General features: G+C 47.0%; 24 protein-coding genes and 1 tRNA gene. 13 read left to right on the top strand and 12 right to left on the bottom strand.

What is annotated here, in order from left to right; all coding sequences use genetic code 11:
- The first annotated feature begins 151 nt into the window (after positions 1-151).
- The 3 genes from KFE96_RS05980 to KFE96_RS05990 all read left to right on the top strand — a co-directional run bounded on the left by KFE96_RS05980 (position 152) and on the right by KFE96_RS05990 (position 3,448).
- Positions 152-2,263, top strand: a complete 2,112-nt coding sequence (locus tag KFE96_RS05980; RefSeq protein WP_255835076.1) for a methyl-accepting chemotaxis protein — start codon at positions 152-154, stop codon at positions 2,261-2,263.
- A 97-nt stretch (positions 2,264-2,360) separates the two neighbouring features.
- Positions 2,361-2,936, top strand: coding sequence for a hypothetical protein (locus KFE96_RS05985; RefSeq protein WP_255835077.1), 576 nt, complete (start codon positions 2,361-2,363; stop codon positions 2,934-2,936).
- 71 nt (positions 2,937-3,007) lie between these two features.
- A complete protein-coding gene (locus KFE96_RS05990; protein WP_255835078.1) occupies positions 3,008-3,448 on the top strand; it encodes a MarR family winged helix-turn-helix transcriptional regulator in 441 nt (146 codons plus the stop codon).
- Between the two features lie 55 nt (positions 3,449-3,503).
- Here KFE96_RS05990 and KFE96_RS05995 read toward each other — a convergent pair whose 3' ends face one another.
- Both KFE96_RS05995 and KFE96_RS06000 read right to left on the bottom strand, forming a co-directional pair.
- On the bottom strand, positions 3,504-3,920 hold the full coding sequence (locus tag KFE96_RS05995; protein ID WP_255835079.1) for a hypothetical protein: 417 nt from the start codon (positions 3,918-3,920) through the stop codon (positions 3,504-3,506).
- A 25-nt stretch (positions 3,921-3,945) separates the two neighbouring features.
- The gene (locus tag KFE96_RS06000; RefSeq protein WP_255835080.1) at positions 3,946-4,434 is read right to left on the bottom strand and encodes an SRPBCC family protein; all 489 of its coding nucleotides are present in this window, start codon (positions 4,432-4,434) and stop codon (positions 3,946-3,948) included.
- A 231-nt stretch (positions 4,435-4,665) separates the two neighbouring features.
- Here KFE96_RS06000 and KFE96_RS06005 point away from each other — a divergent pair, with 231 nt between their 5' ends.
- From KFE96_RS06005 to KFE96_RS06020, 4 genes are all read left to right on the top strand, one after another.
- The gene (locus KFE96_RS06005) at positions 4,666-5,016 is read left to right on the top strand and encodes a YciI family protein (RefSeq protein WP_247015333.1); all 351 of its coding nucleotides are present in this window, start codon (positions 4,666-4,668) and stop codon (positions 5,014-5,016) included.
- 12 nt (positions 5,017-5,028) lie between these two features.
- Positions 5,029-6,270, top strand: coding sequence for an RNA polymerase sigma factor (locus KFE96_RS06010; RefSeq protein WP_255835081.1), 1,242 nt, complete (start codon positions 5,029-5,031; stop codon positions 6,268-6,270).
- 484 nt (positions 6,271-6,754) lie between these two features.
- A complete protein-coding gene (locus KFE96_RS06015; protein ID WP_255835082.1) occupies positions 6,755-7,273 on the top strand; it encodes a PAS domain S-box protein in 519 nt (172 codons plus the stop codon).
- A gap of 5 nt (positions 7,274-7,278) precedes the next feature.
- Entirely contained in the window at positions 7,279-8,415 is a 1,137-nt protein-coding gene (locus KFE96_RS06020) for a methyl-accepting chemotaxis protein (protein ID WP_255835083.1), read from the top strand.
- A gap of 48 nt (positions 8,416-8,463) precedes the next feature.
- On the opposite strand, the gene KFE96_RS06025 is transcribed toward KFE96_RS06020, so the two are convergent.
- Positions 8,464-9,504 (bottom strand): proline racemase family protein, encoded by a 1,041-nt coding sequence (locus KFE96_RS06025; RefSeq protein ID WP_255835084.1) that lies wholly within the window; start codon positions 9,502-9,504, stop codon positions 8,464-8,466.
- Between the two features lie 114 nt (positions 9,505-9,618).
- Here KFE96_RS06025 and KFE96_RS06030 point away from each other — a divergent pair, with 114 nt between their 5' ends.
- Positions 9,619-10,560: an ornithine cyclodeaminase family protein gene (locus tag KFE96_RS06030; protein ID WP_255835085.1), complete on the top strand. Its 942-nt coding sequence runs from the start codon at positions 9,619-9,621 to the stop codon at positions 10,558-10,560.
- Here KFE96_RS06030 and KFE96_RS06035 read toward each other — a convergent pair.
- The 3 genes from KFE96_RS06035 to typA all read right to left on the bottom strand — a co-directional run bounded on the left by KFE96_RS06035 (position 10,541) and on the right by typA (position 14,553).
- On the bottom strand, positions 10,541-12,151 hold the full coding sequence (locus KFE96_RS06035) for a hypothetical protein (protein WP_255835086.1): 1,611 nt from the start codon (positions 12,149-12,151) through the stop codon (positions 10,541-10,543). The two genes, KFE96_RS06030 and KFE96_RS06035, sit on opposite strands and share 20 nt — an antisense overlap.
- Before the next feature lie 243 nt (positions 12,152-12,394).
- Positions 12,395-12,541, bottom strand: coding sequence for a hypothetical protein (locus KFE96_RS06040; RefSeq protein WP_247015325.1), 147 nt, complete (start codon positions 12,539-12,541; stop codon positions 12,395-12,397).
- A 173-nt stretch (positions 12,542-12,714) separates the two neighbouring features.
- Positions 12,715-14,553 (bottom strand): translational GTPase TypA, encoded by a 1,839-nt coding sequence (gene typA, locus KFE96_RS06045; RefSeq protein WP_247015323.1) that lies wholly within the window; start codon positions 14,551-14,553, stop codon positions 12,715-12,717.
- Positions 14,554-14,833: 280 nt separating this feature from the next.
- On the opposite strand from typA, the gene KFE96_RS06050 reads away from it, so the two are divergent.
- The 4 genes from KFE96_RS06050 (at position 14,834) to KFE96_RS06065 (ending at position 18,792) form a co-directional block, all read left to right on the top strand.
- Entirely contained in the window at positions 14,834-15,715 is an 882-nt protein-coding gene (locus KFE96_RS06050; protein WP_255835087.1) for a hypothetical protein, read from the top strand.
- 245 nt (positions 15,716-15,960) lie between these two features.
- A complete protein-coding gene (locus KFE96_RS06055; RefSeq protein WP_255835088.1) occupies positions 15,961-16,836 on the top strand; it encodes a hypothetical protein in 876 nt (291 codons plus the stop codon).
- Between the two features lie 125 nt (positions 16,837-16,961).
- Positions 16,962-17,777, top strand: coding sequence for a hypothetical protein (locus KFE96_RS06060; protein WP_255835089.1), 816 nt, complete (start codon positions 16,962-16,964; stop codon positions 17,775-17,777).
- 103 nt (positions 17,778-17,880) lie between these two features.
- On the top strand, positions 17,881-18,792 hold the full coding sequence (locus KFE96_RS06065) for a hypothetical protein (protein WP_255835090.1): 912 nt from the start codon (positions 17,881-17,883) through the stop codon (positions 18,790-18,792).
- Here the strand turns inward: KFE96_RS06065 and yjjX are convergent.
- From yjjX to KFE96_RS06090, 5 genes are all read right to left on the bottom strand, one after another.
- Complete coding sequence (gene yjjX, locus KFE96_RS06070) at positions 18,789-19,313, bottom strand: inosine/xanthosine triphosphatase (protein ID WP_255835091.1); 525 nt, start codon at positions 19,311-19,313, stop codon at positions 18,789-18,791. The two genes, KFE96_RS06065 and yjjX, sit on opposite strands and share 4 nt — an antisense overlap.
- A 24-nt stretch (positions 19,314-19,337) precedes the next feature.
- On the bottom strand, positions 19,338-20,066 hold the full coding sequence (locus KFE96_RS06075) for a hypothetical protein (protein WP_255835092.1): 729 nt from the start codon (positions 20,064-20,066) through the stop codon (positions 19,338-19,340).
- A gap of 161 nt (positions 20,067-20,227) precedes the next feature.
- Positions 20,228-21,271: a glycosyltransferase family 1 protein gene (locus KFE96_RS06080; RefSeq protein WP_255835093.1), complete on the bottom strand. Its 1,044-nt coding sequence runs from the start codon at positions 21,269-21,271 to the stop codon at positions 20,228-20,230.
- A gap of 22 nt (positions 21,272-21,293) precedes the next feature.
- A complete protein-coding gene (locus KFE96_RS06085; RefSeq protein WP_370650567.1) occupies positions 21,294-22,262 on the bottom strand; it encodes a UDP-2,3-diacylglucosamine diphosphatase in 969 nt (322 codons plus the stop codon).
- Positions 22,263-22,830: 568 nt separating this feature from the next.
- On the bottom strand, positions 22,831-23,730 hold the full coding sequence (locus tag KFE96_RS06090; protein ID WP_255835095.1) for an N-formylglutamate amidohydrolase: 900 nt from the start codon (positions 23,728-23,730) through the stop codon (positions 22,831-22,833).
- A 141-nt stretch (positions 23,731-23,871) separates the two neighbouring features.
- Between KFE96_RS06090 and KFE96_RS06095 the strand changes: the two genes are divergently transcribed.
- Positions 23,872-23,947, top strand: a tRNA-Val gene (locus KFE96_RS06095).
- A gap of 35 nt (positions 23,948-23,982) precedes the next feature.
- Here KFE96_RS06095 and KFE96_RS06100 read toward each other — a convergent pair.
- Entirely contained in the window at positions 23,983-24,864 is an 882-nt protein-coding gene (locus KFE96_RS06100) for a dienelactone hydrolase family protein (protein WP_255835096.1), read from the bottom strand.
- Positions 24,865-24,913 lie beyond the last annotated feature (49 nt).

Below are 24,913 nucleotides of genomic sequence, written 5' to 3' on the forward strand. Positions count from 1 at the left end.
TAGGCGTTTATGGCGCCTTTTCTTTTGTAGTTATATGGACTGTCTTAAAAATTCTATAAAAGCGTAACAAACCCCTGCCAAAACTACCCTAAGTAGGGACGATTGGGGGCTTGGGTGATGAACCGTATTACCCGGAGCTGTGGGGTTTGGTATGATTAAGTTTACGGATGTATCGCTCAGGGCGCGTATTGCGGCCACGGTGGCGACTGCGCTTATTGGTTTTCTGGTTATTGGCTATACTATTTTTTCAGCAGGTCAGAAGCTGGATGCAGCAAGCGAAACCTTTTCAGAAAATGAGCATTATACCACGGAAGCTAAATCCCTGAATTTATCAGCGCTGCAGATGCGCCGGCATGAGAAGGATTTCCTTCTCCGGAAAGATCCAAAATATATCAGTTCTTACCGGAGTGAGGCTGCGAATGCGCTCGCGCGTGCTGATGCCCTTATCGCCCAACTCCCCACTGGCGCGTTAAGGGACAGCGTTCAGACAGCGAAAGAAGCACTGGTTGAGCACGGCAAAGTTTTTGAAGAAGTATCTTCGCTTATCACGGTCATCGGGCTGGATGAAACATCAGGTATGGAAGGGGAACTGCGTGCCGCCGTGCATGCAGTGGAAGAAAAGCTTAAAGGGTACGGCGCTAAGGACCTGACCATCCTTATGTTGATGATGCGCCGCCACGAGAAAGATTTTATTCTCCGCCAGCAGGAAAAATATATCACGCGCCATGACACACGTGTGGAAGAATTTAAAGCCGCACTTGAACGGTCAACTGTACCTGTGAGTGAACGCGGGGAACTTTTGGCACTTATCCAAACGTATAGCACTACATTTAATCAGTTTGCGGATATGAATTTGCAGAAAACTGCGCTTACTGGGCAGCTATCAGCGCTTTATAAAAATATTCCCGAGGAACTGCAGACAATCTCATCAAAGACAGAAGCCGCGAGAGATGAAGCGCAGGCGGTGTGGATAGAAACCCAGCGTTCTACCGAAAACCAAGCGCTCATTACCATTGCCTTCACCAGTGTGGTGGCTGTTGTGTTCAGTATCCTTGTAGGGCGTTCAATCACTGGCCCGCTTACTGAAGTGAGGAATGCGGTGATGGCAATTGCGGGCGGTAACAGGACAACGCCCGTTGCTTGCCGGGAGCTGGGTGATGCAATTGGTGAACTTGCGCGCTCGGTGGAAGATATGCGGCTATCGATTATTGAAGGTGAGGAGGCACAATCTGCCCTCTCCGATAGCCGTCGACGCGAGGAAGAACAGCGCTTGGCGCAAGAGCAGGCTGAAGAAGAAGCGCGCAGAATTGAAGCGCAGAAACAGCGGGAATCTGAAGAAGCGCAGCGCAGGGCAGTTGCCGCAGGGCAGATCAGCCACTTGATCACCAGTTTCCGTTCTACAAGCACTGAAACAACATCAAAACTACAAACCTGTGTAGGGGAACTGAAACAAGCAGCGGAAAAAATGGTGCATATCGCCAGTAGTGTTTCTGAAAGCTCCAATAGCGTGATGGCAGCAACCCACCAGACATCTTCAAATGTGCAGTCGCTCGCCGTAGCATCAGATGAGATGGCGGCCTCTATCAGGCAGGTAAGTGATCAGGTGCAAACTGCGGGCACTATGTCTGGCCATGCGGTTGAAGCAACAGAAGAAGGTAATGCAGCCATTAGCAGGTTGGTGGGTAACAGCAGCAAGATTTCCCAAGTCCTGAACCTGATTAAGGATATTGCCGACCAAACCAATTTGCTTGCGCTGAATGCTACGATTGAAGCTGCGCGTGCAGGTGAGGCAGGGAAAGGTTTCGCTGTGGTGGCGAGTGAAGTGAAAAACCTGGCAACCCAAACTTCAGATGCCACAGGTGAAATCTCCCAGCAGATTGAAGAAATTCAGGCCGCGACCAAAAGCGCTGTTGAAGCCAATGAAAAAACCGCTGGCGGCATTGGTGAATTGAACGCGACCCTAGGTGAGATTTCTTCCGCTGTTGCAAGGCAGGATGAAACTACTATCAGTGTGGGCAGGAATGTGCAGGAAGCGGCAAGAGGCACCCAGTCTGTCGCCGATGAGATTACAGGTGTTGCTGGTAAGGCTGATGAAGCAAGCCTTGAAGCTGGTGATGTGATGGAGGTCTCCCAGCGCCTTGCTGCTGCGGCAGATGAAATGGCGTCTACTATTTCTTCCTTCCTTGAAACTGTACAGAATGTGCAGGCGATGCTTGATGATGGGCATGAAGGTGAAGACGAAGATGCGCTTCTATTCGCTTAAAGAGCAGCAATACAGCGGTTTTCTTAATATCTTTCCATTGCTTGTGTTTGCCGTCATACTGCCTACATAAAATAAAAGACGACAGGCGAGGAATATCATGGAATTCAGAGGCAATAATGCTCTGCGCTGGCTTTCTTTCTGGGGCCAGTTTTTAACCTTAATAGTGTTAGTGGTTGTGGTGCTTGAAGTGCCAGAGTGGTCAGGTGTTCTTAAATATTTTGTGCCGTATATAATGTTGCCACTCACGGCTTACAGTGCGTTTCGCGGTTTTCTTTGGGTGCGGGAAGATAACCCGACACTTCATATCTCTGATGCGGGTATAATCTATAGCGGCCTCGGGAATATTCTTATTCCGTGGGATGATGTTATTGAAGTGAACGAAAAGCTTAACATCCACCTGAAAGACGAGAAAAAATACCGTCAGCATATGAACTTGGCCCACAGGCTTTCGCTGGTAGAGCGGGGTTTTCTTCATGGTTTGCTGCAATTACCGCGTGCCTCGTTCCTTTTGGAAACAGGGGCGATTTATGAAGCTATCGAAAAACATATCCCCGACCGTATGGTGGATGCGGAAGATGTTGAATTTGAAGAGCTTACAAATAATTGGGGCCTGAAAGAAGACACAGAACATCCCCGCCCAACATCCGGTTACGGCGCGAAAAAGAAGAACTGAATATAGTTGATGTGGATCAACAATATATGTAGCAATCAATCATCATCGTTGCTTATGCCGAGGACAGAGCTTTGAAGAAAACACGGACAGTGCATGAAGTGGCTTTTCGCCTGAGCCATGATATGGGTCAGCAAATTGCGCCGCGCCTTGATGCCTTGGGGGCTGATCTTGCGCCGCAACAGTTGAGGACTATGCGGCTGATCTGGTCTGGTGAAAATGTAACGCTGGTGGATGTGGCAGATACCCTAAAGCGGGATAAGGCACAGGTTGTGCGGCTCATTGATAAACTTGTGGAAGCCGGTATGGTAACGCGTGAACCAAACCCTGATGATGGCCGGAGTAAAATCCTGCAACTCACACCAAAAGGCCTTGCGTTTTTTGAAGGAATTGAAGCCTTGGAAGCTGAATTTTCGGAAAAACTTACTGAAGGCATTGCCCGGAAGGATTTAGAAACATTCTTCAGGGTTTCAGACATACTGTCCAAGAACCTGCGCGACATAGATATTCCTTAAAACCCTCCCGGGACTTGCTGGCAGCTGGCGCGGGGGGAGCAGCCGCTAGGTCGTTCTAGGCCTGTGCCATTGCGGCATCTTCTGTTTGTAGCTTTTTCTCTGCACGGCGGAAGATTTGCAGTGCCAATTGGGAAAGCGCAAATAAGCCGAAGGTCAGCAACAGGCCTCGCAGCATTACAGGGTCATATTGCTCATTAAAGAGCGATACCACTCTCGCACTACCGTTAAAGAGAAAATAAAGTGATGCTGGTAGAAGCAGCATCCAGTCTTTCTTCAAAGCGCCAATAGCAGTGATCAGTGCAATACTGAGAAGCGGTGCACCCAGTGTGCGCATGTTGGTGAAGCCGTAATCTGTATTGGCATTAAAACCAGCAGCCAGATTTACAGCATCAGGTGCGAAGATAAGGGTTAGGGCCGATGTGCCTAAAACAAGCACAAACAAGCCGGACAAAAGTTGGGCAAAGCGTAGCATGGTCGGATCTTTCATGTATGGGGAATTAGGCCGCAGCTGCAGCAGGTGTTTTGTTGGTATAGGCCTGAAGGTCAGCCAGAACCTGCCCGAATTGTTTGGAAAGGCCAAACTTCAGGAAGGGATAGAGGACATAACCAAAGGCGGTTAGCTCTATATTAGATGTCCAACTAACTTCAGCTTTATCGTTACCGAGCGCTGTTACAGACATTGTGACAATGTTTTTGTGTACGGGGAAAATACGCGGAGCATTCACAGGCACCACATCAAACACAAACTGCTTCTTCTCTGGCGAATAACTCAGGATTTTTTCAATGGCTTTAAGCCCATCTGGATTATCTGTGAATTCACAAACTCTGCCAGCTACAGGGGCGCCATCAACGGTATCGCTGCTATCAACCTTGTGGGAATGATGCACAAAGCTCATCCATTTATAGGCTTGGTCGAATTCTTCGGCGATGATGTACCAGGCTTCATCCGCTGTGCGGTCTATGACCACTGTTTTAATTATCTCCATCATTTCTCTCCAGAATATAGTTGATTTTTATCAAATATGTTATTTAATTGATAATTGTCAAGTATGTGGATGTGTCAGAGGAATAGATTAGTGAGCCGGGCATTGGTTAAGCCTATAGAATTCATAGCCTTTCATTTTTTTTTAAAAATATGTCAATATTGCCTTTCGCCGTTCGACATAGGGGTAAGCAAGCGCGCTGGGCGCTCGCTTTGTCAACGAGGAAACAGAGACATGAAATCATTTGCACTGCTGCTTAACCACGCGCCTGATCGTTATCAGGGCCTTTCCGAAGCAGATTATATGGATATCATCAAAGACTATGTGGGCTGGGTTGAGGAAATGACCGAGCGCGGCATCTATAAAGGCGGGCATAAGTTGATGGATGAAGCTGGTAAAACTGTTACCCGCGTAAACGGTAACACAGAAGTACATGATAGCCCGTTCGCGGAGCTCGCAGAGGTACTTGGTGGCCTGATGATCATTGAAGCGGAAAATTATGATGCAGCGCTCGAGATCGCAAAAAGCCATCCGCACATGAAACATAATATCTCCATGGATATCCGCGAAATCCATGATGTTTAAGCCCGAGCAAACATGACAGCGTTTGATCCAAACAGGCTTGATCAGTTAGCGAGGCGGGAACGGGGGCGGTTGATAGCCAACCTCGTTCACCGGCTTGGTCCTCACAGGTTGGAACTGGCAGAAGATATGGTGCAGGAAGCAGTGCTGGCTGCAATCAGTAGCTGGCCTTATCGCGGTATGCCGGATAAACCAGCGGCATGGCTCGCCCGTGTCGCGCAAAATAAAGCCATTGACCGCCTGAGGAGAGAAGGGCGAGAAGATCTTTTCGAAGAAGACAATGACCCTCGTAAACAAACGGGCGTAGCCGATAATATTTCCGATCCCCGGCTTTCTGACCCGGAACTGAAATTGATGTTTCTATGCTGCCATCCTGTGCTTTCCGAACAAGACAGGCTTATGCTGACGCTCAAGATCGTGAGTGGTTTCACAGCAAGTGAAGTAGCAAGTATTTTCCTGATAAGCGAGAGTACTGCAGCACAGCGGCTGGCGCGGGCAAAAAGAAAATTAAGATTGGATGAGCAACAGCTGCTTTCCGGTATTTCCCGTTTTGAAGTGAAAGCCCGTCTGGATACAGTATTGAAAGTAATTTACCTGATGTTCAGCGCAGGATATGCCCCGCGGTTCGGGGACAGATTGATCTTGAAGGATGTTGCTTTTGAAGCGCTCAGGCTTGCTGAAGTTATTGCGGCGGATGAAGAGGCAACGACACCAGAAGCCCATGCACTGGTGGCGCTTCTAGCCTTTCAAAGCAGTAGGTTTAATGCCCGGATGGATGAAGACGGTAAATTACTTTTGCTTAAAGAACAGAACCGAAAGCTGTGGGACCATAAATTAACGGAAAAGGCGCTTTGTCATATGCCGCTTTCCCAAAATGGGCACGCCCTTAGTCGTTATCATATCGAAGCCTCAATAGCCGCTGTACACGCTCTGGCACCAACGTGGGAGCAAACAGACTGGGCCGCCATATGCGTGCTCTATAATGCGCTTGAGCAGGTGGCTGATAGCCCCGTTGTGCAAATTAGTTACAGCGTGGCTGAAGCCTTTGAGAAAGGGCCTGTTTCAGCTCTTGAAAGACTGGATGCTATTTCAGATGTGGCAGCGGTTGAATACTATGCCCCATATTATCTGGCGCGAGCGGAAATTTATAAGCAAGTGAAGGATATGAAGAAGGCGGAGGAAATGTTGGCAAAGGCACAAAATTGTGCAACTTCTTCTGTTACAAATGAATTTATAGAAACAGCCTTCTTTACTTGATTATATTTAAGTTTGAATGGCTAACTTTAAATGTATTTACTTATTCAGCTGAGAACAAAATATAACTTTCCTTAAATGCAGTTTTTCATCATGAATTTCCCGAAAGATAACTTGACAATTTAAGGTTTTGTTTAATGATGTGTTTGCAATTAGTGAGAATATTTCACTTTTTGTTTATGGGTCATGCGCTTGAATTAAAAAGCGTTTGATGCGCATAAGTCTGTGAGGGGTCGAAAATGTGTGCTTGGGGAAGCAGCGCATTGGATGGGAACAGTAATATTGGTGAAGGCCTCTACGTTATGCAGCATATTATTATACTGCAAAGCTATCTTTAAAATTTAGAATGATCCGAGATCACCAGCCATTAATTGTTATGGGGGTAACTATCTGGTGGAAAACCGTTTTATGGTTGATCGCGGTCAAAGATATTTAAGCGAGAGGCTCTACATATAAGCACCGATATGATAAGAATTGGAGCATTCTTATGGACTATACGGGCAGGGAATTGTTTTTTGATAAAAACGATTTGATCGTTAGTAAAACAGATACACAGGGTAAATTAACCTACACAAACGATATTTTTCTTGAAATTGCAGGGTATACGGAAGCGGAAGTAATGGGAAAACCGCATAATGTTATCCGTAATCCAAATATGCCACGTGCGATCTTTGATCTTCTTTGGAAAACAATTTCTGCGGGTGAAGAAATATTCGCCTACGTGGTGAATTCTGCAAAAAACGGGGATCACTACTGGGTTATTGCGCATGTAACCCCAAGCCGGGAAAACGGCGAAATTATCGGTTATCATTCAACACGCCGTGTACCTAATCATCAGGTTATTCGGGATGTGATTGAACCTCTTTATGACCAGCTTCGTGCCCTTGAGCAATCTGCCACGAACCGTAAGGCGGGGCTTGAAAAATCTATGGGGGCACTCAGGGATATGCTTTCGAATAAGGGGCAATCCTATAACGAATTTATTTCCGATTTGATGAGAGGGTAAGGGGCATGTTTGAAAAGGTTGACACGATAGAGGATAATGCAAGTGCTCCTGCAGGAGCAGTGAAAGAAGAAACCATTGATCAAATCCTGGAAGTTTGTGAAGCAGTTTGCAGAGGCAATTTTGAAGCACGTATCCTGAATATTACCACAGATGACGGTACAGAACGGCGGTTGTGCCACCGGATCAATGAGATGATTGACCGTGTGGATGCCTATGTTCGGGAAAGCACTGCTTGCCTTGGATTTATTGCTAAAAATCAGTATTTCCGGCGTATTGCAGAGCAGGGCATGGTGGGCAGTTTTGCGGAAGCAACACGTGAAATTAACGCTGCCGCTGATGGTGTTGAGTTGAAAATGAATAATTTTCAAAGTCTGGTGGATGATATCGCCAGTATGTCTTCCCAGCTGAACAGCAGCGCCAATCAGATGAATCAAACCGCATCATCTGCGGCAGAGCAGACAACAACGGTGGCTTCAAGTGCGGAGGAAGCAGGGCTGAATACACAAACGGTGGCAACAGCGGCTGATCAGCTCAGCAGTAGTATTCAGGAAATTAATGTGCAGATGGCGCATTCATCCACGATGGCAACGGGCGCTGTGGAAGAAGCAAATCATGCAAATAGCCTGGTGGTTGATCTTTCCCAGACATCGAAGGAAATCGAACAGGTGGTTAGCCTGATTAATGCCATCGCGAAGCAGACTAACCTTTTGGCGCTGAATGCCACGATCGAAGCAGCCCGCGCTGGTGAAGCGGGCAGGGGCTTTGCCGTTGTAGCATCAGAAGTGAAAAACCTCGCGAGCCAGACTGCGAAGGCAACCGAGGATATCAAGCATCAGATTGAGGCCATACAAACAGCATCAACATCTGCGGTAGATGCTATCAGCCAGATCACGGATTCTATCGGCAATATTAATGAAGTATCCACAGGTATTGCGTCTGCGGTGGAAGAACAGGGAGCAGCTACACAGGAAATTGCCCGCAATGTTCAGGAAGCAGCATCAGGTGTTGCTGAGATTACAATGAACATCAACGGCGTAACCACAGATGTGGATAATGTGCATTCCGTGGCGGGTGAGGTGATGAAAATTTCAGATCATTTGGCGGAGCAGGCCACCAACCTACGGCAGATACTGAATAGTTAAAAAGATGAGGGCTGTGGCCGCGCAGAACACAGCCCTTGCTTTATCCTTTTATGTGCGCCAAATGGCCCCGGCAGCTTCCGGGATTGGTAATCCGTTTGGTAGAGGGTCGTGTTCTTCCACGGTAAAAACGGCTGTGCCGCTATAATGCGCGCTGCCACCAATTTCTGTAATAACAGCTGTATGGTCGCCCAAAGTGGTTTCTCGCACGATGCGGCCTTTGAACGGGATGCCGCTGATACCGCAGAACTTATAAGAAGCGCCTGGGTCCATCTGCCCTTTTGCGTGCGCGAGTGCTAGCCGCGCTGTTACACCACTTCCTGTTGGGCTGCGGTCAAGCTGGCCTTCCGCAAAATAACAGAGATGCGGGTTAACTTCGCCTTCTTTCAGGGGGGCGTCACCTGTGATAATCGTGCCGTAAAGAAAGCCCAGATCAGGTTCTTTCGGGTGCGTAATGGTGTGGTTTTCACGAATGGTGTTGGTAAGGTTAACCGCCGCGCGGCGCAGATCCTCAAGTGGGCTTTTCGAAAGATCAAGCCCAAGGCGCGATGCTGGCACGAAAGCATAATATGCACCGCCATAGGCGATATCAACGGTGATGGTTTCACCGTTTTTAAGTGTTACTTCCAAATCGCGTTCCGCCAGATAGCCTTCAACACTTTCAAAACTTACATGGCTTACTTTACCGTCAGATGTTGCGGATTTTACATGCACTGGTCCGCACGGGCATTCCAATACAAATTCTGTCAGACCTTCTTTGGCTTCTACAATGCCGCTTTCGATAGCATAACGGCCCATGGCAATGGTGGCGTGCCCACACATGGTGCTGTAGCCAGAATTATGTGTGAAGAGGACCGCTAAAGCAGCACCTGGGTGGGTAGGGGCTGTTGGGATAACACCGTACATATCCGCGTGTCCGCGCGGCTCAAGCATAGCGATTTCCCGTAGGCGATCATGGTTCTTATGAGCATCCCGGCGTTTTTCCAAAATGGTATTCCCTTTTAGTTCAGGATAACCGCCTGTAATGATACGAACAGGTTCGCCTGCTGTGTGCATATCCTGCACATGAAGTTCGGAAATTTCTTTCGCCATTTGATGTATCCCTCCCCATATTTTTCAAGGAAGCCTACATTAGATAAAGGGATAGGCAAGCCTTATTTCATGCGGTATGCAGGATAAAAGAGGGTTATTTCTCAGGGGGATAAGATGAAGTTTATCGAAGCAAAAGAAATTGCTGATTACACGCCATATGCTGCGCTTGTTGATGCGCTCGAATGTGCTTTTTCTTCCTCGTTTGAAAGCCCGAAACGTGCTCACTATGAAGTTGGTGAAGGTGGTTCCACCATGCTTGTTATGCCGTGCTGGGTGGATGATGATTGCTTTGGCCTTAAGGCAGTGAGTGTGGTGCCCTTGAATGCTGAACGAGGGTTACCGACTGTAAGCGGTATTTACCAACTATTTGATGCGAAGGATGGCAGGTTGCTGGCGTTGATGGATGCAGCTGAACTGACCGCACGCCGTACGGCTGCGGCCTCGGCTCTCGCGAGCAGGTATCTCTCACGTGCTGACAGCAAGCGCTTGTTGATGGTAGGCACTGGTAAGCTGGCACCGTATTTTATCGAAGCCCATGCAGCGGTGCGCGGGCTTGAAGAAGTTTATATATACGGTAGAGATCAGGCAAAAATGCAGGCCACCTGCGAAGCTGTACAGCATCTCGGGCTTGATGCACGTCCTGTGGGTAATCTTCCAGATGCCGCGGCGAATGCAGATATCATCAGCAGTGCCACAACCAGTAAAACACCTATCGTACTGGGTGAATGGCTTAGGAAGGGTGTTCATCTTGATCTTGTGGGCGCATACAAGCCTGATATGCGGGAGGTGGATGGTACCGCAGTTTCGAAAGCCAGCGTTTTTGTGGATACCCATGATGGTGTAATGGGGGAAGGCGGAGATATTCTTCAAGCAATTGGTGAAGGTGTGTTCACCGAGGCAGATATAAAAGCTGATTTAGCTTCGCTATGTATGGGTAAGCATGAAGGGCGATCATCTGCCGGTGAGATTACGCTCTTTAAATCCGTAGGGGCTGCTATTGAAGATTTCGCTGCGGCAAAGCTTGTATATGCTGGCGCTAGTTTGGCTGCTCTTTGATTTCCTTCAGTTTTTCTATCATTGCTTTTTGTTTCGCATCATGTCTGGAATGGAAAGATTGATGCGCGCTTTGTGAAAAGCCGCCAATTAGAAAATCAAAGCTAATTGCCTTTTGTTGTTCAAGATACTTTAGCGATAGAAACATGGCTGTTTGATCTGCAAAGAAGATATTTTTTTCATTATATGCGTTGGCTTTAAACAGGCGCTTTATATAACTCGAAACGAGGGTGGCATATAGCCGACCAGGTCCATCAGATTTTATTGAAAAGTTTCCAGCCGCAATATTACCCCACAATAATCGCCAATATCCCTGATTTTTCCGCCAGATCCAGCTGTTAATTTTTAAGCTGCCGTCTCCAAAGTTGTGGAATTCCTCAAGCGGCATGTTTATCCAGCCATCTATGTCAGAAATGAAGATGCTTTTGTAAGCTTTCAGATACTCAGGCAGCAACATATATCGAGCACAGCTGGCTATGGCAGCTTTTTTTTGAGGGCGATCATGGAGTATATGGTTCACCTCGAAAGTCCAGTTCAAGCGAACATCATATTCTTTCTCCCATCTCAACATTAATTCTTCGAAATGTGGGTCTATCGGTTTGCTGTCTACAATATGAAAATGGACAAGAGGTGATGGATTGCTTGCTCCAATAACTTGTAGGAACAGTTCGGCGTAAGAATGGAAGTATTTTGTATCACAGGATATGAGTACGGCCTGTTCGTCGGTAGTTTTATGCCTGTATGTGAAGCTGGTTTGATGTTTATTCTCATACCAGTGATATGTATCATTATGGTCTCGGATAACATCCTTGATGTCGGCCACTACATGCATCTGCTCAAATATACTGCTGTTGAAGCCCTCCATGTTTGAGGCCTTCTTATAATGATCAACCGCTTCATCAAATTTTCCGTGCATGGTGCACTGTGTTGCCTGAAAGTTAACGGCAGCTACACGGTTTTTGTTGAGTATATCTTGAGTAAAAGGATAAGAAGCAATTGCCGCCAGGCGCCGCATCATCGCTTTCGGGTTTTGTACAAATTGCGGCATATGGCGCCGAATGGCCGTGAAAGTAAGAATATCAAATAACAGATCGCGTATTTTTTCTTCGTCTATATCGCGAAGAAACAACTGCTTATCAGCAAGCATATCCTGGGAAAGTAGTCCGCTGAGTTGGTGTTTACGTGCAAGAAATGCAAGCAAAAGATATTCAAGTCGAACGTGGGGCGACAGTGTACGAGCAACTTCCCGGCTTGCTTCGATATCGGTGAACATCTCTTCAGGCGGGCTACCTGGGCTGCCGGGAGAACGGCTTGCTTTTGCCGTATTCAGTATTTGCAATTCCAGGTCAGATATGCCGGATAGCTGAAAAATAGTTTCTTCAACTGCGTTATATGATTGTTTTGCAATATCCGATAAACGGCCCCAATAAATCCAGGGCAACCTGTATGTGGACGGGAAGTTAAATTCGAGTGTGTGAAGTGCCTGAAGCCGGCTTTCCAAGGTGTTGGTTTTTAAAAGGAGTGCTAGCTCCTTTTTGAGAGCTCTTGCCTCTGAATGCTGAACCGCTGCGGCAAGTAAACGTTTGAAAACCATAAAATGAATCCCTGAATTTATGCAGCTTGGGGCAATAAAACTATCATTCAGGGAACCTACTGGTATTTGATGTAATATGGAATGGGAATTTCAGCGCTGACGCCGAGAAAAGATTTTAGCAGCCCTTCCTGTTATTTGAACGGAAATACGGAAAAGGGGTTCCTAGTGCGTCCAACAGCACAATAGGAAACGCGAGCAGCAGTTGCTCGCATTCCGTGACATATTCTTTATTGAGAGTAATTTCTAGCGGAACAGTTTTGTTAGCCGCTTGATAATACCTTGGCGTGGGCCTCTGTTTGCTGCTGCGATAGCTGCGTTATGCTCTGCAACCTGGCGTGCATATTCAGATTTCGTTACGCCGTAGTGGCACGGAATAGGTGATGTTTGCATTTTTTTTCTCGCGTTTGTCGTCGTGTCGGCTATGCCGTTTTTTTCTTTATACTTGCTATGTAGGTAGGCTGGATTTGTATTTCAACCGTCTAACTGCAATTTTCTTATTTCATAAGAATAAGGCAAAAAAAAGCCGACCGCAAGGGGCCGGCTTTTTTCAGAACTTCAAAGGCTTAACCTTCAATTGATTTCGCGTGTTTCTTACGCTCGTGCGGTAGAAGGTAACGTTTGCGAAGGCGGATGCTTTCTGGTGTTACTTCCACAAGCTCGTCATCATTAATGTAAGCGAGAGCTTCTTCAAGTGGCAGAATTTTTGGTGGTGTCAGCTTCACTGCATCATCTTTACCAGCGGCACGGATGTTTGTTAGCTGCTTGGCTTTCTGTACGTTCACATCAAGATCGTTATCTCGGCTGTTTTCACCGATGATCATACCTTCGTATGTATCAGAACCCGCGTCCACCATAATGATACCGCGTTCCTGAAGGTTAAAGAGTGCGTAAGCAACTGCTTTACCAGCACCGTTCGCTACAAGTACACCACGCTGGCGACCAGCGATTGCGCCTTTATAAACATCATAACGGTCAAACGAGCGGCTCATGATACCTGTACCGCGTGTATCAGTTAGGAATTCACCGTGATAGCCGATAAGGCCGCGAGCAGGCGCATCAAACGTGAGTCGAACCTTGCCGCCGCCAGATGGAACCATGCCGGATAGCTCAGCTTTACGGAGAGACATTTTCTCAACCACGATACCCTGATACGCTTCGTCCACATCAACCTGAACTGTTTCATATGGCTCAAGGCGTTGGCCGTTATCGTCTTTCTGGAACAGAACGCGTGGGCGGCTGATAGCAAGCTCAAAACCTTCACGGCGCATTGTTTCAATAAGAACACCAAGCTGTAGCTCGCCGCGGCCAGCTACTTCGAACGCATCCTTGCTTTCAGTTTCCGTAATTTTAATCGCAACGTTACCTTCAGCTTCTTTAAGAAGGCGATCACGGATAACGCGGCTTGTTACAAGCTTACCTTCTCGGCCAGCAAGCGGGCTATCGTTCACTGAGAATGTCATCGCCAGGGTTGGCGGATCAACCGGAATAGAAGAAAGAGGCTCTGATACTTCTGTTGTTGAAAGTGTATCAGCTACTGTTGCTGTTTGTAGGCCAGCGATGGCTACGATATCACCAGCTTCTGCTTCTTCAACCGGCACACGCTCAAGCCCACGGAACGATAGAAGCTTGGACACGCGGCCAACTTCAATCACCTCGCCTGCAGCGTTCAGGGCGTGGATTGGGTCTGTTACCTTCACACGGCCAGTTTCAATACGGCCTGTAAGGATACGGCCAAGGAAGTTGTCGCGGTCAAGCATGGAAACAAGCATGGAGAATGGTTTCTCTACATTGCCGTCCTGTACCACTTTTGGCAGCTCAACATGCTCGATGATTTTATCAAGAAGCGGGTGAAGGTTTTCGCGTGGACCGTCCAGGCTTTCATCACACCAGCCATCACGGCCAGATGCGTATAGCACAGGGAAATCAAGCTGGTCATCGTTTGCGTCAAGGTTCACAAACAGATCGAAACATAGGTCTGTTGCAGCGTCCGGGTTGCCGTCTGGTTTATCAACTTTGTTCACAACAACAATAGGCTTCAGGCCAAGGGCAAGAGCTTTACTTGTTACAAACTTTGTTTGCGGCATTGGGCCTTCTGCGGCATCAACCAGCAGCACCACACCATCAACCATCGAAAGGATGCGTTCAACCTCGCCACCGAAATCGGCGTGGCCCGGTGTATCAACGATGTTAATGCGTGTATCGCCCCACATTACAGAAGTACATTTTGCCAGAATAGTGATGCCGCGCTCACGCTCAAGATCACCGCTATCCATTGCACGTTCTTCAACGCGCTGGTTTTCCCGCACAGTACCAGACTGTTTAAAAAGGTTATCCACAAGCGTTGTTTTGCCGTGGTCAACGTGCGCAATAATAGCAATATTGCGGATTTTCTTTGTGCTCATGACACAGACTTTCACGAATAAGGGGCGGCTTTTACTTCAAGGGAGGGCCAGCCCGGAAACTAAAAAAGCCTTCCCGGATATGACAATTACATGACAAGGGGGAAAGCCTGAAACCTAACATTTGCGCGCCTTATACGCGGAAAGCCGCGCTGCGGCAAGTGAGAAAGTGATAGGGGGAATTATGTGAGGATTGATTGCATTGTTTAACTTGCAATTGTACATGTTATGGTGTTAATAATCGGGTGGAACAAATGGGGTACATAATTGATTGGGGGATATTATGACATTCGAAGTAAGTGAGAAATCCGTTTCAGCTGGTAAGTTAATTGAGCATGTCTTTAAAGGGCTTTTAAGCGGACAGTTCGGAATCACTCAAGTTATAATAATGCCCTTACTATTGATGTTCGGGTTATATTATCTCTTCTTTTATTTGCTGGCTGAAGTAGCACAAGGACAAATCTCTGTTGCTGTTGCCAGTTTGGGTTTCATTGCGAGTATGGTGGGCATGTTTATTGTGCTTTCTCGCCTGTATTTTAACCTGATACGTATTTTTCTGCTGGGGCGAGATTATGCCACATTCTGGGATGGTGTACCCATTTTCTATAATCAGCAAACCCTGAAGCAAAAACAGCTCAATACTAAAGGATTTGGCTGGCGCTTCTTTGTGTTTTTGCTCGTCACTAATTTGCTTGTTACCCAAATCTCCAATGCTATTTACGTCTTCGGGCAAGGAAGTGGTGGAAGTCCGAACTTATTAGTAATAATGCTGGGGTATTGGTTTTCAGGAATGCTATTTCTCACTTTGGCGGGTGTTTTTGCATTGCCCTTAGCTGCAAAGGTGACAAATTTAAAAGACAGCCCGTTTTGGGGTGGCTCATATACGAAATCAGGCGCGCAGCGTATTGGTGTGCTGCAAGGTGCTTTTTTCCTTGGTTTGGTTTTGATGCTTCCGACCTTGGTATATGAATTGATGTATGAGCGAGTGCTTTCCTCTGTTTCCGCGTTTTCTCCATTGCTGCTTGAGGCTTTTTTTGTGTCGCTTGGTGGTATTTGGCGTGCAGTGTTTGCGGCATTAATTGGTGCCAGCGTATACACACAGCTGTTCCCTGATTTGAAAGATGAGGCGCTCGAGGTTGAAGAAACGGACAAGATGGCAGCGTAAGGAAACTATCCAAGATTTATAAGCTGATCTGAAGTTTTTGCTGGGGGAGGTAAAGTCGGCATCCTGCAGAAGTTACTCGCAATTTAAAATAGATGTAGGATTGAATTGGTTTGATAAAGAAACCGTTAGATTGCTTGTTGGTGCTTTATCTTTAGAGCGGTAACTGTATAGTGGCTTAGCAATCTTGGGATGTATTTTAAGGCCCATAGTGCTTGTTTTTAGTAGAATTTCTGTGGGGTGAAACTATGGCTGACTATTCCGAAACATTTGCACGGCCGGCAAACGAAAACGTAAGCATGTGGGCTGCAGCAAAAAGTGGCTTCTCATATCTGTGGCAGCTAAAGCGGTCATTATTTCCGGTTTATGTAGGATACAGTATTTTCTATTTCATTGTTATGTATGCGCTCGAAGCTATGGGCCTGGGGTATATGACCCTCGCTGAAAATGGCTTTGAGATAGGGGATCATTCGGCTTTTACTTTAACGATTTTTTTGCTGTTAAATTTGCTGTTGATTTGGGGAACGTCCCTTATAAGTTTCTATATATACTCGAGTTTCGTTGGTCGAAGAGATGAAGTAGCCCCCAGAAAGAAGGGGTCTTTCATAGAGTTTTTCAAATATGACCTCATAGTTACGCAGATCAATGGCTTTCTTGGTACGTTTACGCTGCTTTACTCTTCCACGACTGCGGTAATTATTTGGGGAGTGATTGGGTTCGCTCTGCAGCCAGTGTTTATGCGGCTGCGTTTGGGTTTGGTTTCCGCAGCAGTGGGCGGCCAGGAAAATAGCTTTTCTGATGCATGGGTGTTGGGTGATGGCCTGGGGTGGCGCATGTTCTGGGCGTTCTTCCTTTTAATGTTGGGCGTTGGCTTGGGGATGATTGTTCTTGAAACCATTTTAGGTTGGTTTGTCGGATTTTTAGGTGCAGGGACTGAACAAGGGGTTGTCTCTTTCCAGCAAGTTTGGCAAGGCTTGCAATCTGGCTTGTTTGCGCTTGCGAATATGTTTGTAACAGCTGCGTTCTATTGTGCTCTTTGCCCTGAATATGGATTTCGCGTGAATGGAGTAGTGCAGAGTGTCAATGCTGCTGACCCTTTGAATGAAGCGCCAGTCAGCCCATAGGTTTCTGATCCCAATGCTATAGAATATGGCCGTCGAAAAAAAACTCCTGGTTTTAAAGGCGTTAGAGGCGCGATTTTTGGGCTGTGGTAAAGCAATATATCTATGAAAATACTAAAGAGAAATTTATGTCGTTCAGAGTGATGCATTCCACCATCGGCGGTGTTCGCTATTTTTACCGTACACTCCCTTTTACTCTTCTTCTGGTATTTGGCTATGCACTTTTGCAGACGTGGTTTAGCTTGTTTATTAATGCATTCCTTGGTGGGCCAATAAATATCAGTATTGCGGATGGTGTGTTGCTCACACTGGTTTCCTGGGGTGATATGATGCTGGCGCTGGGAGGTTCTTCGGTAGGATTGTTGATGGGTGGATATCTTGCCAGAATTTGGTGGGGTAAGTATTTAAGATATGATGAAGATAGTAGTGCGCAGCCCAATGGTTTTTCTAAAGCTATGGTATTTCTTATCTGCATTTTTCTTATATTTTGGGGCGTAATGGTAGGCGCCGCCAAATTAGGATTTCCAGATATTTCTGTAGGTATTCAGTACGCATTTTTTGGGCTAATATTTCTGTGTTTTGCAGGGTTTCTCAAATTACCGTTCAGTGTGCATGCCAAAACCAAATCGATATGGAAAGAGCTGAATTTGGGTGTTTTGCGCCATTCGATCCCCATGTGTTTTTCGTGCATACTCGGAGGTATAATTGGTGTTCTGCCAATTAGTTTATCTTTGGGTGGGATTGAGTGGTTGCTGAGTAGGCTTTTTGAAAGTGCCTCGCCGAGCATAACGAATTTTATGGACCTATTAACCTCAGGCAATATTGGGCTGTTGTATGCCGCTATTATTGCCAATTATCTTTGTGATCTTGAGCCACGTTTCTCATTGGTTAAAAAACCGAGAGAAAATAGAGAAGGTGGACTTTATCCTCAGCAATACGGGTGAATAAAAGCACCCTATAGTGGTTTCGGGACTTTAAGAAAACCAAGTTATCCCCATATGTAAGGTTACATAAAAAATAGTGCGACAGATTTTCGGGGGATGATCAATGAAAATAAGTATGTGGAATGCCGCCAAGGATGGGATGAGCTTTTCCTGGCAGGTTAAGGAAGCTATTCTTGGTTTTGCTGTGGTTTACGCTCTTGTGTTTCTGGCCTTTGTCTGGGCGCTTCAGGCAGTAGGGTTTGGTTATGTAAATCCTGATGAAGTAGCTGCCGCTCTTCTGAATGGCGGCATGTCAGAATTTTCCTGGGGTGCGCAGGTTGTTAATATAGCGACAAATGTTGTTGCTCTTTTGGGAGCAATGGTTGGCGGTTATTATTTCCAGCGAACATTTATCAGGCGAGAGGATAATCCTTCTGAAAAAATGACCGGCTCTGCGGGCGCTTATATGCAAAAGAGCTTTTTGGTGAAGCTGCTGCCTGCTGTTTTTATGGCTGGGGTTGCCATACTTGGTTTGCCGTTTTCGCAAATAGCGGCGTTGGTTGCTGGGGTTCTTGTGGTTCAGCTATTAATTATACGTTTTGAGCTTTCTGTTGTTTCAACGGCATTAAACGGGCCTGACCAGAGTTTTGCTGAAGGATATCAGTTGGGGCGGGGACAAGCGTTCAAAATGTTTGCCTTTTTGGTACTCGCAACCATTCTTGTGTTTATCGTTTTTATCCCAGTTGATATTGCTTTTAGCCTGCTTGCACCTTTTTTAGGGATAGGGTCTGATTTGTATATTGCAGCTTCTGTATTTATGCAGGCCTTTAAATCTGGCGCCGTTATTGGGGTGTCGGCTATTGTGTTGGGAGCTTACTATTGTGCGCTTAGGCCGGAGTATGGTTTCTTTGACGGTGAGCTATTTTACTCGGTAGGGGATGAAGATATGGCACATGATTCAAAACCCAGTGATATACCAGTTGAAGATGATACCCAGCAGGCAGAAGCTCCTACAAGCTATGGAAAAAAGCGTTAAAACAACTCGTTTTTAATAGCAACTAACGCGAAGCACAGGGCCTGCACATAGGTGCCTGTGCGGTCATAAAGGCCATCAGTAAGCAGGCCAATTGCGCCACCTTTTTGTTTGGTGTTGTGAGCATTGAAAACTCTGTCCATTGCATCGCCCAGTTCAAGCCCTTCGTTCAGTAATTCAGCTACCCTTGGCGGTAGTGGTAGTGTGCTGGTGCGGGCGGTGGCAATCTTACCATCTTTGGTACGCACAGCCATCCAGGCGAAGGTGAATAATTGACCATCGATGATATCAATACCGCCCTCAAGGCCTACGGTATAATCAGCTTCACTTACCACCTGTGCAGCGTTTTCTGCGCGGGTTTTAGCGCCCAGTAAGGTTTCACCGTCACTGGCGGGTTGGTCGGCAACGCCAGAAGGAACATTTATCGGTTCTAATTCGAATTCTTGTTCAGGGAACGTTTTTGCAAAGGCTTCTGCCACAGCATTAATCTTTACCGGATTATGTGAAGCCACAACCAGTTTCATACAGCACTCCCATGAATAGTGTGATTAGCTTTTGCAGCTATTTAAGGCAGCTCTGAAGGCTGAGGTAAAGCCGGGATGGCCAAGGTGAGTTGGCTTTGCAATCTGGAAACCAATCGGCATCTTTCTGAAAAGCTCCATACGGAGGTTTTCTTCAACTAGCTTTCTGGTTTCTTCAGGCAGAACCCGGCGCATATCCACCGCAAGAAGAGCATCTGCTCTATTTGATAATAACATGGAAATCATGCGCTGTACGTCGGCACTACCTTCCACATAAACATATCTTTCTTTGAGCAAATGTCGTTCCATTGCTGAGCCTTTATAGGCGGTCAGTCGTGCTTTGCGTTTAAAGTCCTTTGTCCCCGGTTTAAGGGGGTTATCCTTGAGCATAAAGAAATAAAGATTGGTATCACCGGCAGGGCCTACCATACGCGCATCACGTTCATCAGTGGTTTTCATGGATGAAGGGAACCAAATACCATTTTTATGGCTAGTCATAAGGCTATTGGCGCGAGAAAGCGGCGCTATGCTTACCTTAAACGGCTGATTCATTTTCTCCATTGAACAGGTGAAAAGTTCGTAGGCTGATCCCTTCAGTGTTCCGTCCGGCTGTAGTTGAGCCATGCGGGTATCACCGTGTGTGAAGAAGATAACAGGGGATTCTTTAATAGTATCGCCACGTGCAACGTGAGCGAGAGAGAAAGATAACAATATAAAGATGGCAAACTGCCAATTCCAACCGAACACCCTGGTCATAATGTAACCTTTAAACGCCGAACAACATATGCGGCCTTTTATGCTTGAAGTAGTGTTACACTTCCTGCGTGTTGTGTCTATAACTTATGTACAGCGCGGTATAGAGTGCTACCTTTTTACACACCTAACTTGTTGAAAAAAATGGTGTTCAACGATTTCTGTTACCTCGGCTGGATTGAGAGTGCACTGATAAATTGTTCCGCCACCGTTTCCCAGTTGTAGAGCTGGGCAAATTCAGCGCAAGCTTTCCGTTCAAGTTTCAGCGCTTCCTTGATTGCTGAATCCAGATTCTCGCTTAAGGCTGCGATTTGTGTGTGCCAATTACTGAAGGGGCCTTTGCCGTCTGCGCCTAGAACATCAAGAGGGCCTTGAACAGGATAGGCTGCCACGGGTGTGCCAGATGCAAGAGCTTCAATCATCACTAGGCCGAAAGTATCCGTTTTACTAGGGAAGACAAAAACATCAGCAGATGCATAGGCTTTGGCTAGTTCATCACCAAACTTGGCACCTAAAAATTCAACAGCTGGGTATTGTTCTTTGAGCTTAGCAATAGCGGGGCCATCACCCACTACAATTTTCTTACCGGGAGTTTCACAAGCAAGGAAGGCCTCAATATTTTTTTCAACCGCCACACGGCCAACATAAAGCTGTACGGGGGCACCGACCTTTTCAGCTGGCTTGTGCGGATGGAACACATTGGTATCTACGCCCCGTGTCCAGGGAACGATGTTTTTAAATCCCTTGTCTCTCAATAGTTGCCTTACTGTCGGTGTAGCTACAAGCACGCCAGCGCTTGGTGCGTGAAAACGGCGAAATATTGGGTAGAACAGGTTTTCGGGAAAGATGGTGCGCGCTGCAATATATTCCGGAAAGGCGGTATGATAAGCGGTGGTGAAAGCTTGATTGTTCTTGATGCACCACTTGCGAGCTGCCCAACCAAGCGGGCCTTCTGTCGCGATATGTACAGCATCTACCTGCCAGCGCTTCATGATAGCAGGTAATCTGCCCACTGTATTCCACGCCAGCCTGATTTCCGGATAAGTGGGGCAAGGCATGGTTTTAAACATCTTCGGGGTTAGCATATAAACTCGGTGCCCCATGGATTTCAGTTCTTTTCTGAGGCTGTCGAGGGTGCGAACAACACCGTTTACTTGTGGATGCCACGCATCGGTGACGATGCAAATTCGTAAAGGACGGTCTGTCATAATGAGCTCAATTCTTCCGGGGTTATTCGGCAGGAACCGGTGCGGGGGAAGGGTCTTTATCTTTGTTTTTATCTCGGCGTTTTCGCTTGGGTTTATTTTCGTCCCGGGCGGCAACAATATCAGCCCAGTAGAGTATTTCGAACTTACCGTTTTCGTGTTCTACAAGCGCTGTGCAGCTTTCTACCCAATCGCCATCATTCATATATTCGATGCCGTCAAAATTCTGAATTTCTGCGTGGTGAATATGACCGCAAATCACACCGTCCAAACCACGTCTGCGGGTTTCTGCGGCAACGGCTTCTTCATATTGGCCGATATATTCAACAGCATTTTTTACTTTATGTTTCAGATAGGCAGAGAGAGACCAATAATCATAACCCAGCTTTTTCCTGATCCAGTTTACCGTAGTATTGAGCTTTAGAAGCAGCACATAGGCATGGTCACCAAGATGGGCGAGCCATTTGGCATATTTCATCACGCCGTCAAACTGGTCACCATGCAGTACCCAGTACCGTTTTCCGTTGGCACCCTCGAAAATTATTTCCGGCTCCAATGAAACTCCAGCCAGATCATGGCCTTCGAAACCTCGCAGGCCTTCATCATGGTTGCCGGGGATATACACCACCTTTGTGCCGTGTTTGGCCATTTTCAACACGCGGCGGATTACATCATTATGGGTGGTATCCCAGAACCAGGAACGTTTGATTTGCCAACCATCTACAATATCCCCCACCAGATAGAGCTGGTCACAGGTGATGTTCTTCAGAAAATCAAGAAGCAGATCCACTCTTGCCGCACGAGTGCCTAAGTGAGTATCGGAAATAAAGACCGCTCTATAATGACGGTCTTTTTTCTTATCCTGTTGGTAACTGGATGTATCGGCACTATGGGGGCTGCTATTGCCTTCGGAGCCTCCGTGATCAGGGCCAGTATGTAAATCTCTGGTGATCACTGGAGAGGTTTCCAATGAAGCAGCGGGTGCGCTGTTCATCTCGCTTGCAACAGCGGCGAATGCCATAGGTGCATTCTTAAAGGCCGTGTGCATCAAATTGCTCAGGTCTTTCTTCATGTCTGCCTTTTTATGGCCGCAGAGTGACAGACTTGTGTCGGAGGTATGACGGTTTTTTGAAGGGATAGAAGGGTTTAGGTGCGTGATTTGTGGGTGGTGGAAGTGATTCGGATCGCATTTTCGTGATTGAAAAGCCCCTTTTGAGAGGAAAATAGATATGTACAAAAAAAATATTCAAAAACTGTGTTCAAAAAAACACATGTAAAACAGGTGCTTGTCTCATGTTAACGAAAAATCAAGCTTCTGTGACATATCCTCTACTTGGAATTAAGGTTTAAAGACATTACCTTAGTAGTCAGCGGGTAATACCGCTAATGCCCTCCGTGGGCGTTTCCTCCCTGAGCCTGGGCCACGCATTGCGTGGCCTTTTTTTTGCGCGCGTATTTATTTTTGGTGGAAAATATACACTATTACGGTGTGTATGGTCGTGCGGTACCGCTAGAGTACTAATTGTTTATTGCTTTTTCAGTGAAACTTAGGATAGCGCAGCTTATTCCGCGGCATTTTTCAGGTTGGGTCCTGACGCTGAAGAAATGGAAGCTGAAAAGGCCGCTATCACTTGCGACATTGCTTTTTCAAGCGCTGCTTTTACCCCTTCAAACTGAGGTAATTTTTCATAGGTACGCTCATTCATGTAAAGGGAGCGGTTGATTTCAATCTGTAGCGCATGGAGCCGCGCGTTCGGGTTGCCGTAATGCTGGGTGGAATACCCGCCTGAATAGGGCACATTGCGCCGCACATGGAAACCGGCATCCAGAAGGGCTTTTTCCGCTGTTGCTGTAAGCTGTGCGGCACACGCACTTCCCCAACTGTCCCCCAGAATAATATCCGGATGTTTTGATTTGCCTGTAATCGGGCTGGCTTCCGAAGGCATTGAATGACAATCAACCAGAAATGCGCTGCCAAACCGTTTGCGCCTGTTATCCAGAAGTTCGTGAAGTTTGCCGTGATAGGGCGCGTGGATTTCCTTCACACGCTTTTCTGCCTCGCGGGCTGGCAGTGGCTCTTTATAAATATAAGCACCTTCTGCCACGATGGAGGGAATGATCCCTAACCCTGACCGTACCCGGTGGCTGATATCCAACCTGCCAGGGTCAAGCGGAGGCGAAAACAGATTTGGGTCCAGCTCACCTGCCGCGCGGTTCAAATCCAGATAAGCACGTGCATGTGTTGCCGCCAGAAGGCAAGCGCCTTTCTTTGGCACCCAACTGAACAGTTCATCAACAAACGCATCTTCTGATTGCCTCAATTCTGCATCTGAAAGAATAGACCGTGCACGAAAACTTTCGGGATACAGCCGCCCACTGTGGGGAGCTGCGAACACAAAAGCCGTGTGCTGGTCTTCAGGCGGTGTAAGAACAAAGGCCGGATGTTGCGGTGAAACTGTCATGGCTTCAGGCTACTTGTTTTTCCCTGTCCTGTCATCCCCAAGCTAAGCATGTGAAAAATAAAAGAGACTTGCACCCAGAAGGGCTCGGAATTATACAAAAAGAAAGCCGCGCTATCAGATGCGGCTCTCACCATGATATCAGGTCGGTTAGCTCAGTTGGTAGAGCGTTTCGTTGACATCGAAGAGGTCGCTGGTTCGAGCCCAGTACCGACCACCATTTAAGTTTTTTATTATACCTCCATATGAGGCGGCTCAAGCCAATGCGTTGCCGAATAGATGCAATAGGCGGGTCCATGCCTTGGCGGCTTGCTTTTTATGATATCCGTGGAAATCCGGTGTGCACCAGCCGTGAAGAGTGTCTTTATACACTTCAATTTCGGCGGGGATACCAGCGGCTTTATAAGCTGCCCTTATAATCTCTTTGGTTTCAGGTGATCTTTCATCATCATTTTCTGCGACCGCGTGAAGGGCGGGGGCAGATGATTTTGATATGAGGAGATGGGGGCTGTTTGGCCCCTTTGTTACCATGCTGCGGCTGCCGTGGAATGAAGCGACGGCCCCAACACGGTGCGGCACAGCAGCTGCGGTGAGCACCACAAGTTCACCAGCCATACAGTAACCCATGGTGCCGATTTTACGTTCAGGGTCCACACTGGCCTGTTGATCAAGGAAATTGATATAGGCTTTTGCGTCTGAAGTGACGACTTCGTGGGTAAGCTTCCATGCCAGATCTCTTAAATAATCCAGTATGCCGTCATCGCTAAAGCTGGCGCTTGGGTCCACCACAGGGGCTTTTGCATCACGGTAATATGGGTTTACCAGAAGTACGGAATATCCGGCTTCAGCCAGCTGTTTGGCCACCGTTTGATATACGGGACGTAATCCCTTGATATCAGGCCACATGAGAACGCCAGGGTGTTTGCCGCTGGATGGGTGCACGAAATAACAATCAGAGATACCATCAGGCATTGTTACCTGGACGGTCGTTTCGGTTACAGCACCAGCGAAGGCGGCTTTTGGTACCATTGCGGTAAGGAGTGCCGCTGCGCCCAGTTTACCAAAATCTCGCCTGTTTATAGCGTCGCGGTTTGCAAGGAAACGCTCTGCATCTTTTTCTGTTAATTCATCACACACGTTCACCCCTCCATCATGCATGTTATATAATTACATATGCTAACCCTGA

The sequence above is a fragment of the Kordiimonas sp. SCSIO 12603 genome (assembly GCF_024398035.1).
Classification (GTDB): Bacteria; Pseudomonadota; Alphaproteobacteria; order Sphingomonadales; family Kordiimonadaceae; genus Kordiimonas.

Coding starts and splice junctions, on each gene's coding strand:
- KFE96_RS05980 (WP_255835076.1), top strand. CDS start 152: ATGATTAAGTTTACGGATGTATCGCTCAGGGCGCGTATTGCGGCCACG.
- KFE96_RS05985 (WP_255835077.1), top strand. CDS start 2,361: ATGGAATTCAGAGGCAATAATGCTCTGCGCTGGCTTTCTTTCTGGGGC.
- KFE96_RS05995 (WP_255835079.1), bottom strand. CDS start 3,920: ATGCTACGCTTTGCCCAACTTTTGTCCGGCTTGTTTGTGCTTGTTTTA.
- KFE96_RS06000 (WP_255835080.1), bottom strand. CDS start 4,434: ATGGAGATAATTAAAACAGTGGTCATAGACCGCACAGCGGATGAAGCC.
- KFE96_RS06005 (WP_247015333.1), top strand. CDS start 4,666: ATGAAATCATTTGCACTGCTGCTTAACCACGCGCCTGATCGTTATCAG.
- KFE96_RS06010 (WP_255835081.1), top strand. CDS start 5,029: ATGACAGCGTTTGATCCAAACAGGCTTGATCAGTTAGCGAGGCGGGAA.
- KFE96_RS06015 (WP_255835082.1), top strand. CDS start 6,755: ATGGACTATACGGGCAGGGAATTGTTTTTTGATAAAAACGATTTGATC.
- KFE96_RS06020 (WP_255835083.1), top strand. CDS start 7,279: ATGTTTGAAAAGGTTGACACGATAGAGGATAATGCAAGTGCTCCTGCA.
- KFE96_RS06025 (WP_255835084.1), bottom strand. CDS start 9,504: ATGGCGAAAGAAATTTCCGAACTTCATGTGCAGGATATGCACACAGCA.
- KFE96_RS06030 (WP_255835085.1), top strand. CDS start 9,619: ATGAAGTTTATCGAAGCAAAAGAAATTGCTGATTACACGCCATATGCT.
- KFE96_RS06035 (WP_255835086.1), bottom strand. CDS start 12,151: ATGGTTTTCAAACGTTTACTTGCCGCAGCGGTTCAGCATTCAGAGGCA.
- KFE96_RS06040 (WP_247015325.1), bottom strand. CDS start 12,541: ATGCAAACATCACCTATTCCGTGCCACTACGGCGTAACGAAATCTGAA.
- typA (WP_247015323.1), bottom strand. CDS start 14,553: ATGAGCACAAAGAAAATCCGCAATATTGCTATTATTGCGCACGTTGAC.
- KFE96_RS06050 (WP_255835087.1), top strand. CDS start 14,834: ATGACATTCGAAGTAAGTGAGAAATCCGTTTCAGCTGGTAAGTTAATT.
- KFE96_RS06055 (WP_255835088.1), top strand. CDS start 15,961: ATGGCTGACTATTCCGAAACATTTGCACGGCCGGCAAACGAAAACGTA.
- KFE96_RS06060 (WP_255835089.1), top strand. CDS start 16,962: ATGTCGTTCAGAGTGATGCATTCCACCATCGGCGGTGTTCGCTATTTT.
- KFE96_RS06065 (WP_255835090.1), top strand. CDS start 17,881: ATGAAAATAAGTATGTGGAATGCCGCCAAGGATGGGATGAGCTTTTCC.
- yjjX (WP_255835091.1), bottom strand. CDS start 19,313: ATGAAACTGGTTGTGGCTTCACATAATCCGGTAAAGATTAATGCTGTG.
- KFE96_RS06075 (WP_255835092.1), bottom strand. CDS start 20,066: ATGACCAGGGTGTTCGGTTGGAATTGGCAGTTTGCCATCTTTATATTG.
- KFE96_RS06080 (WP_255835093.1), bottom strand. CDS start 21,271: ATGACAGACCGTCCTTTACGAATTTGCATCGTCACCGATGCGTGGCAT.
- KFE96_RS06085 (WP_370650567.1), bottom strand. CDS start 22,262: ATGAACAGCGCACCCGCTGCTTCATTGGAAACCTCTCCAGTGATCACC.
- KFE96_RS06090 (WP_255835095.1), bottom strand. CDS start 23,730: ATGACAGTTTCACCGCAACATCCGGCCTTTGTTCTTACACCGCCTGAA.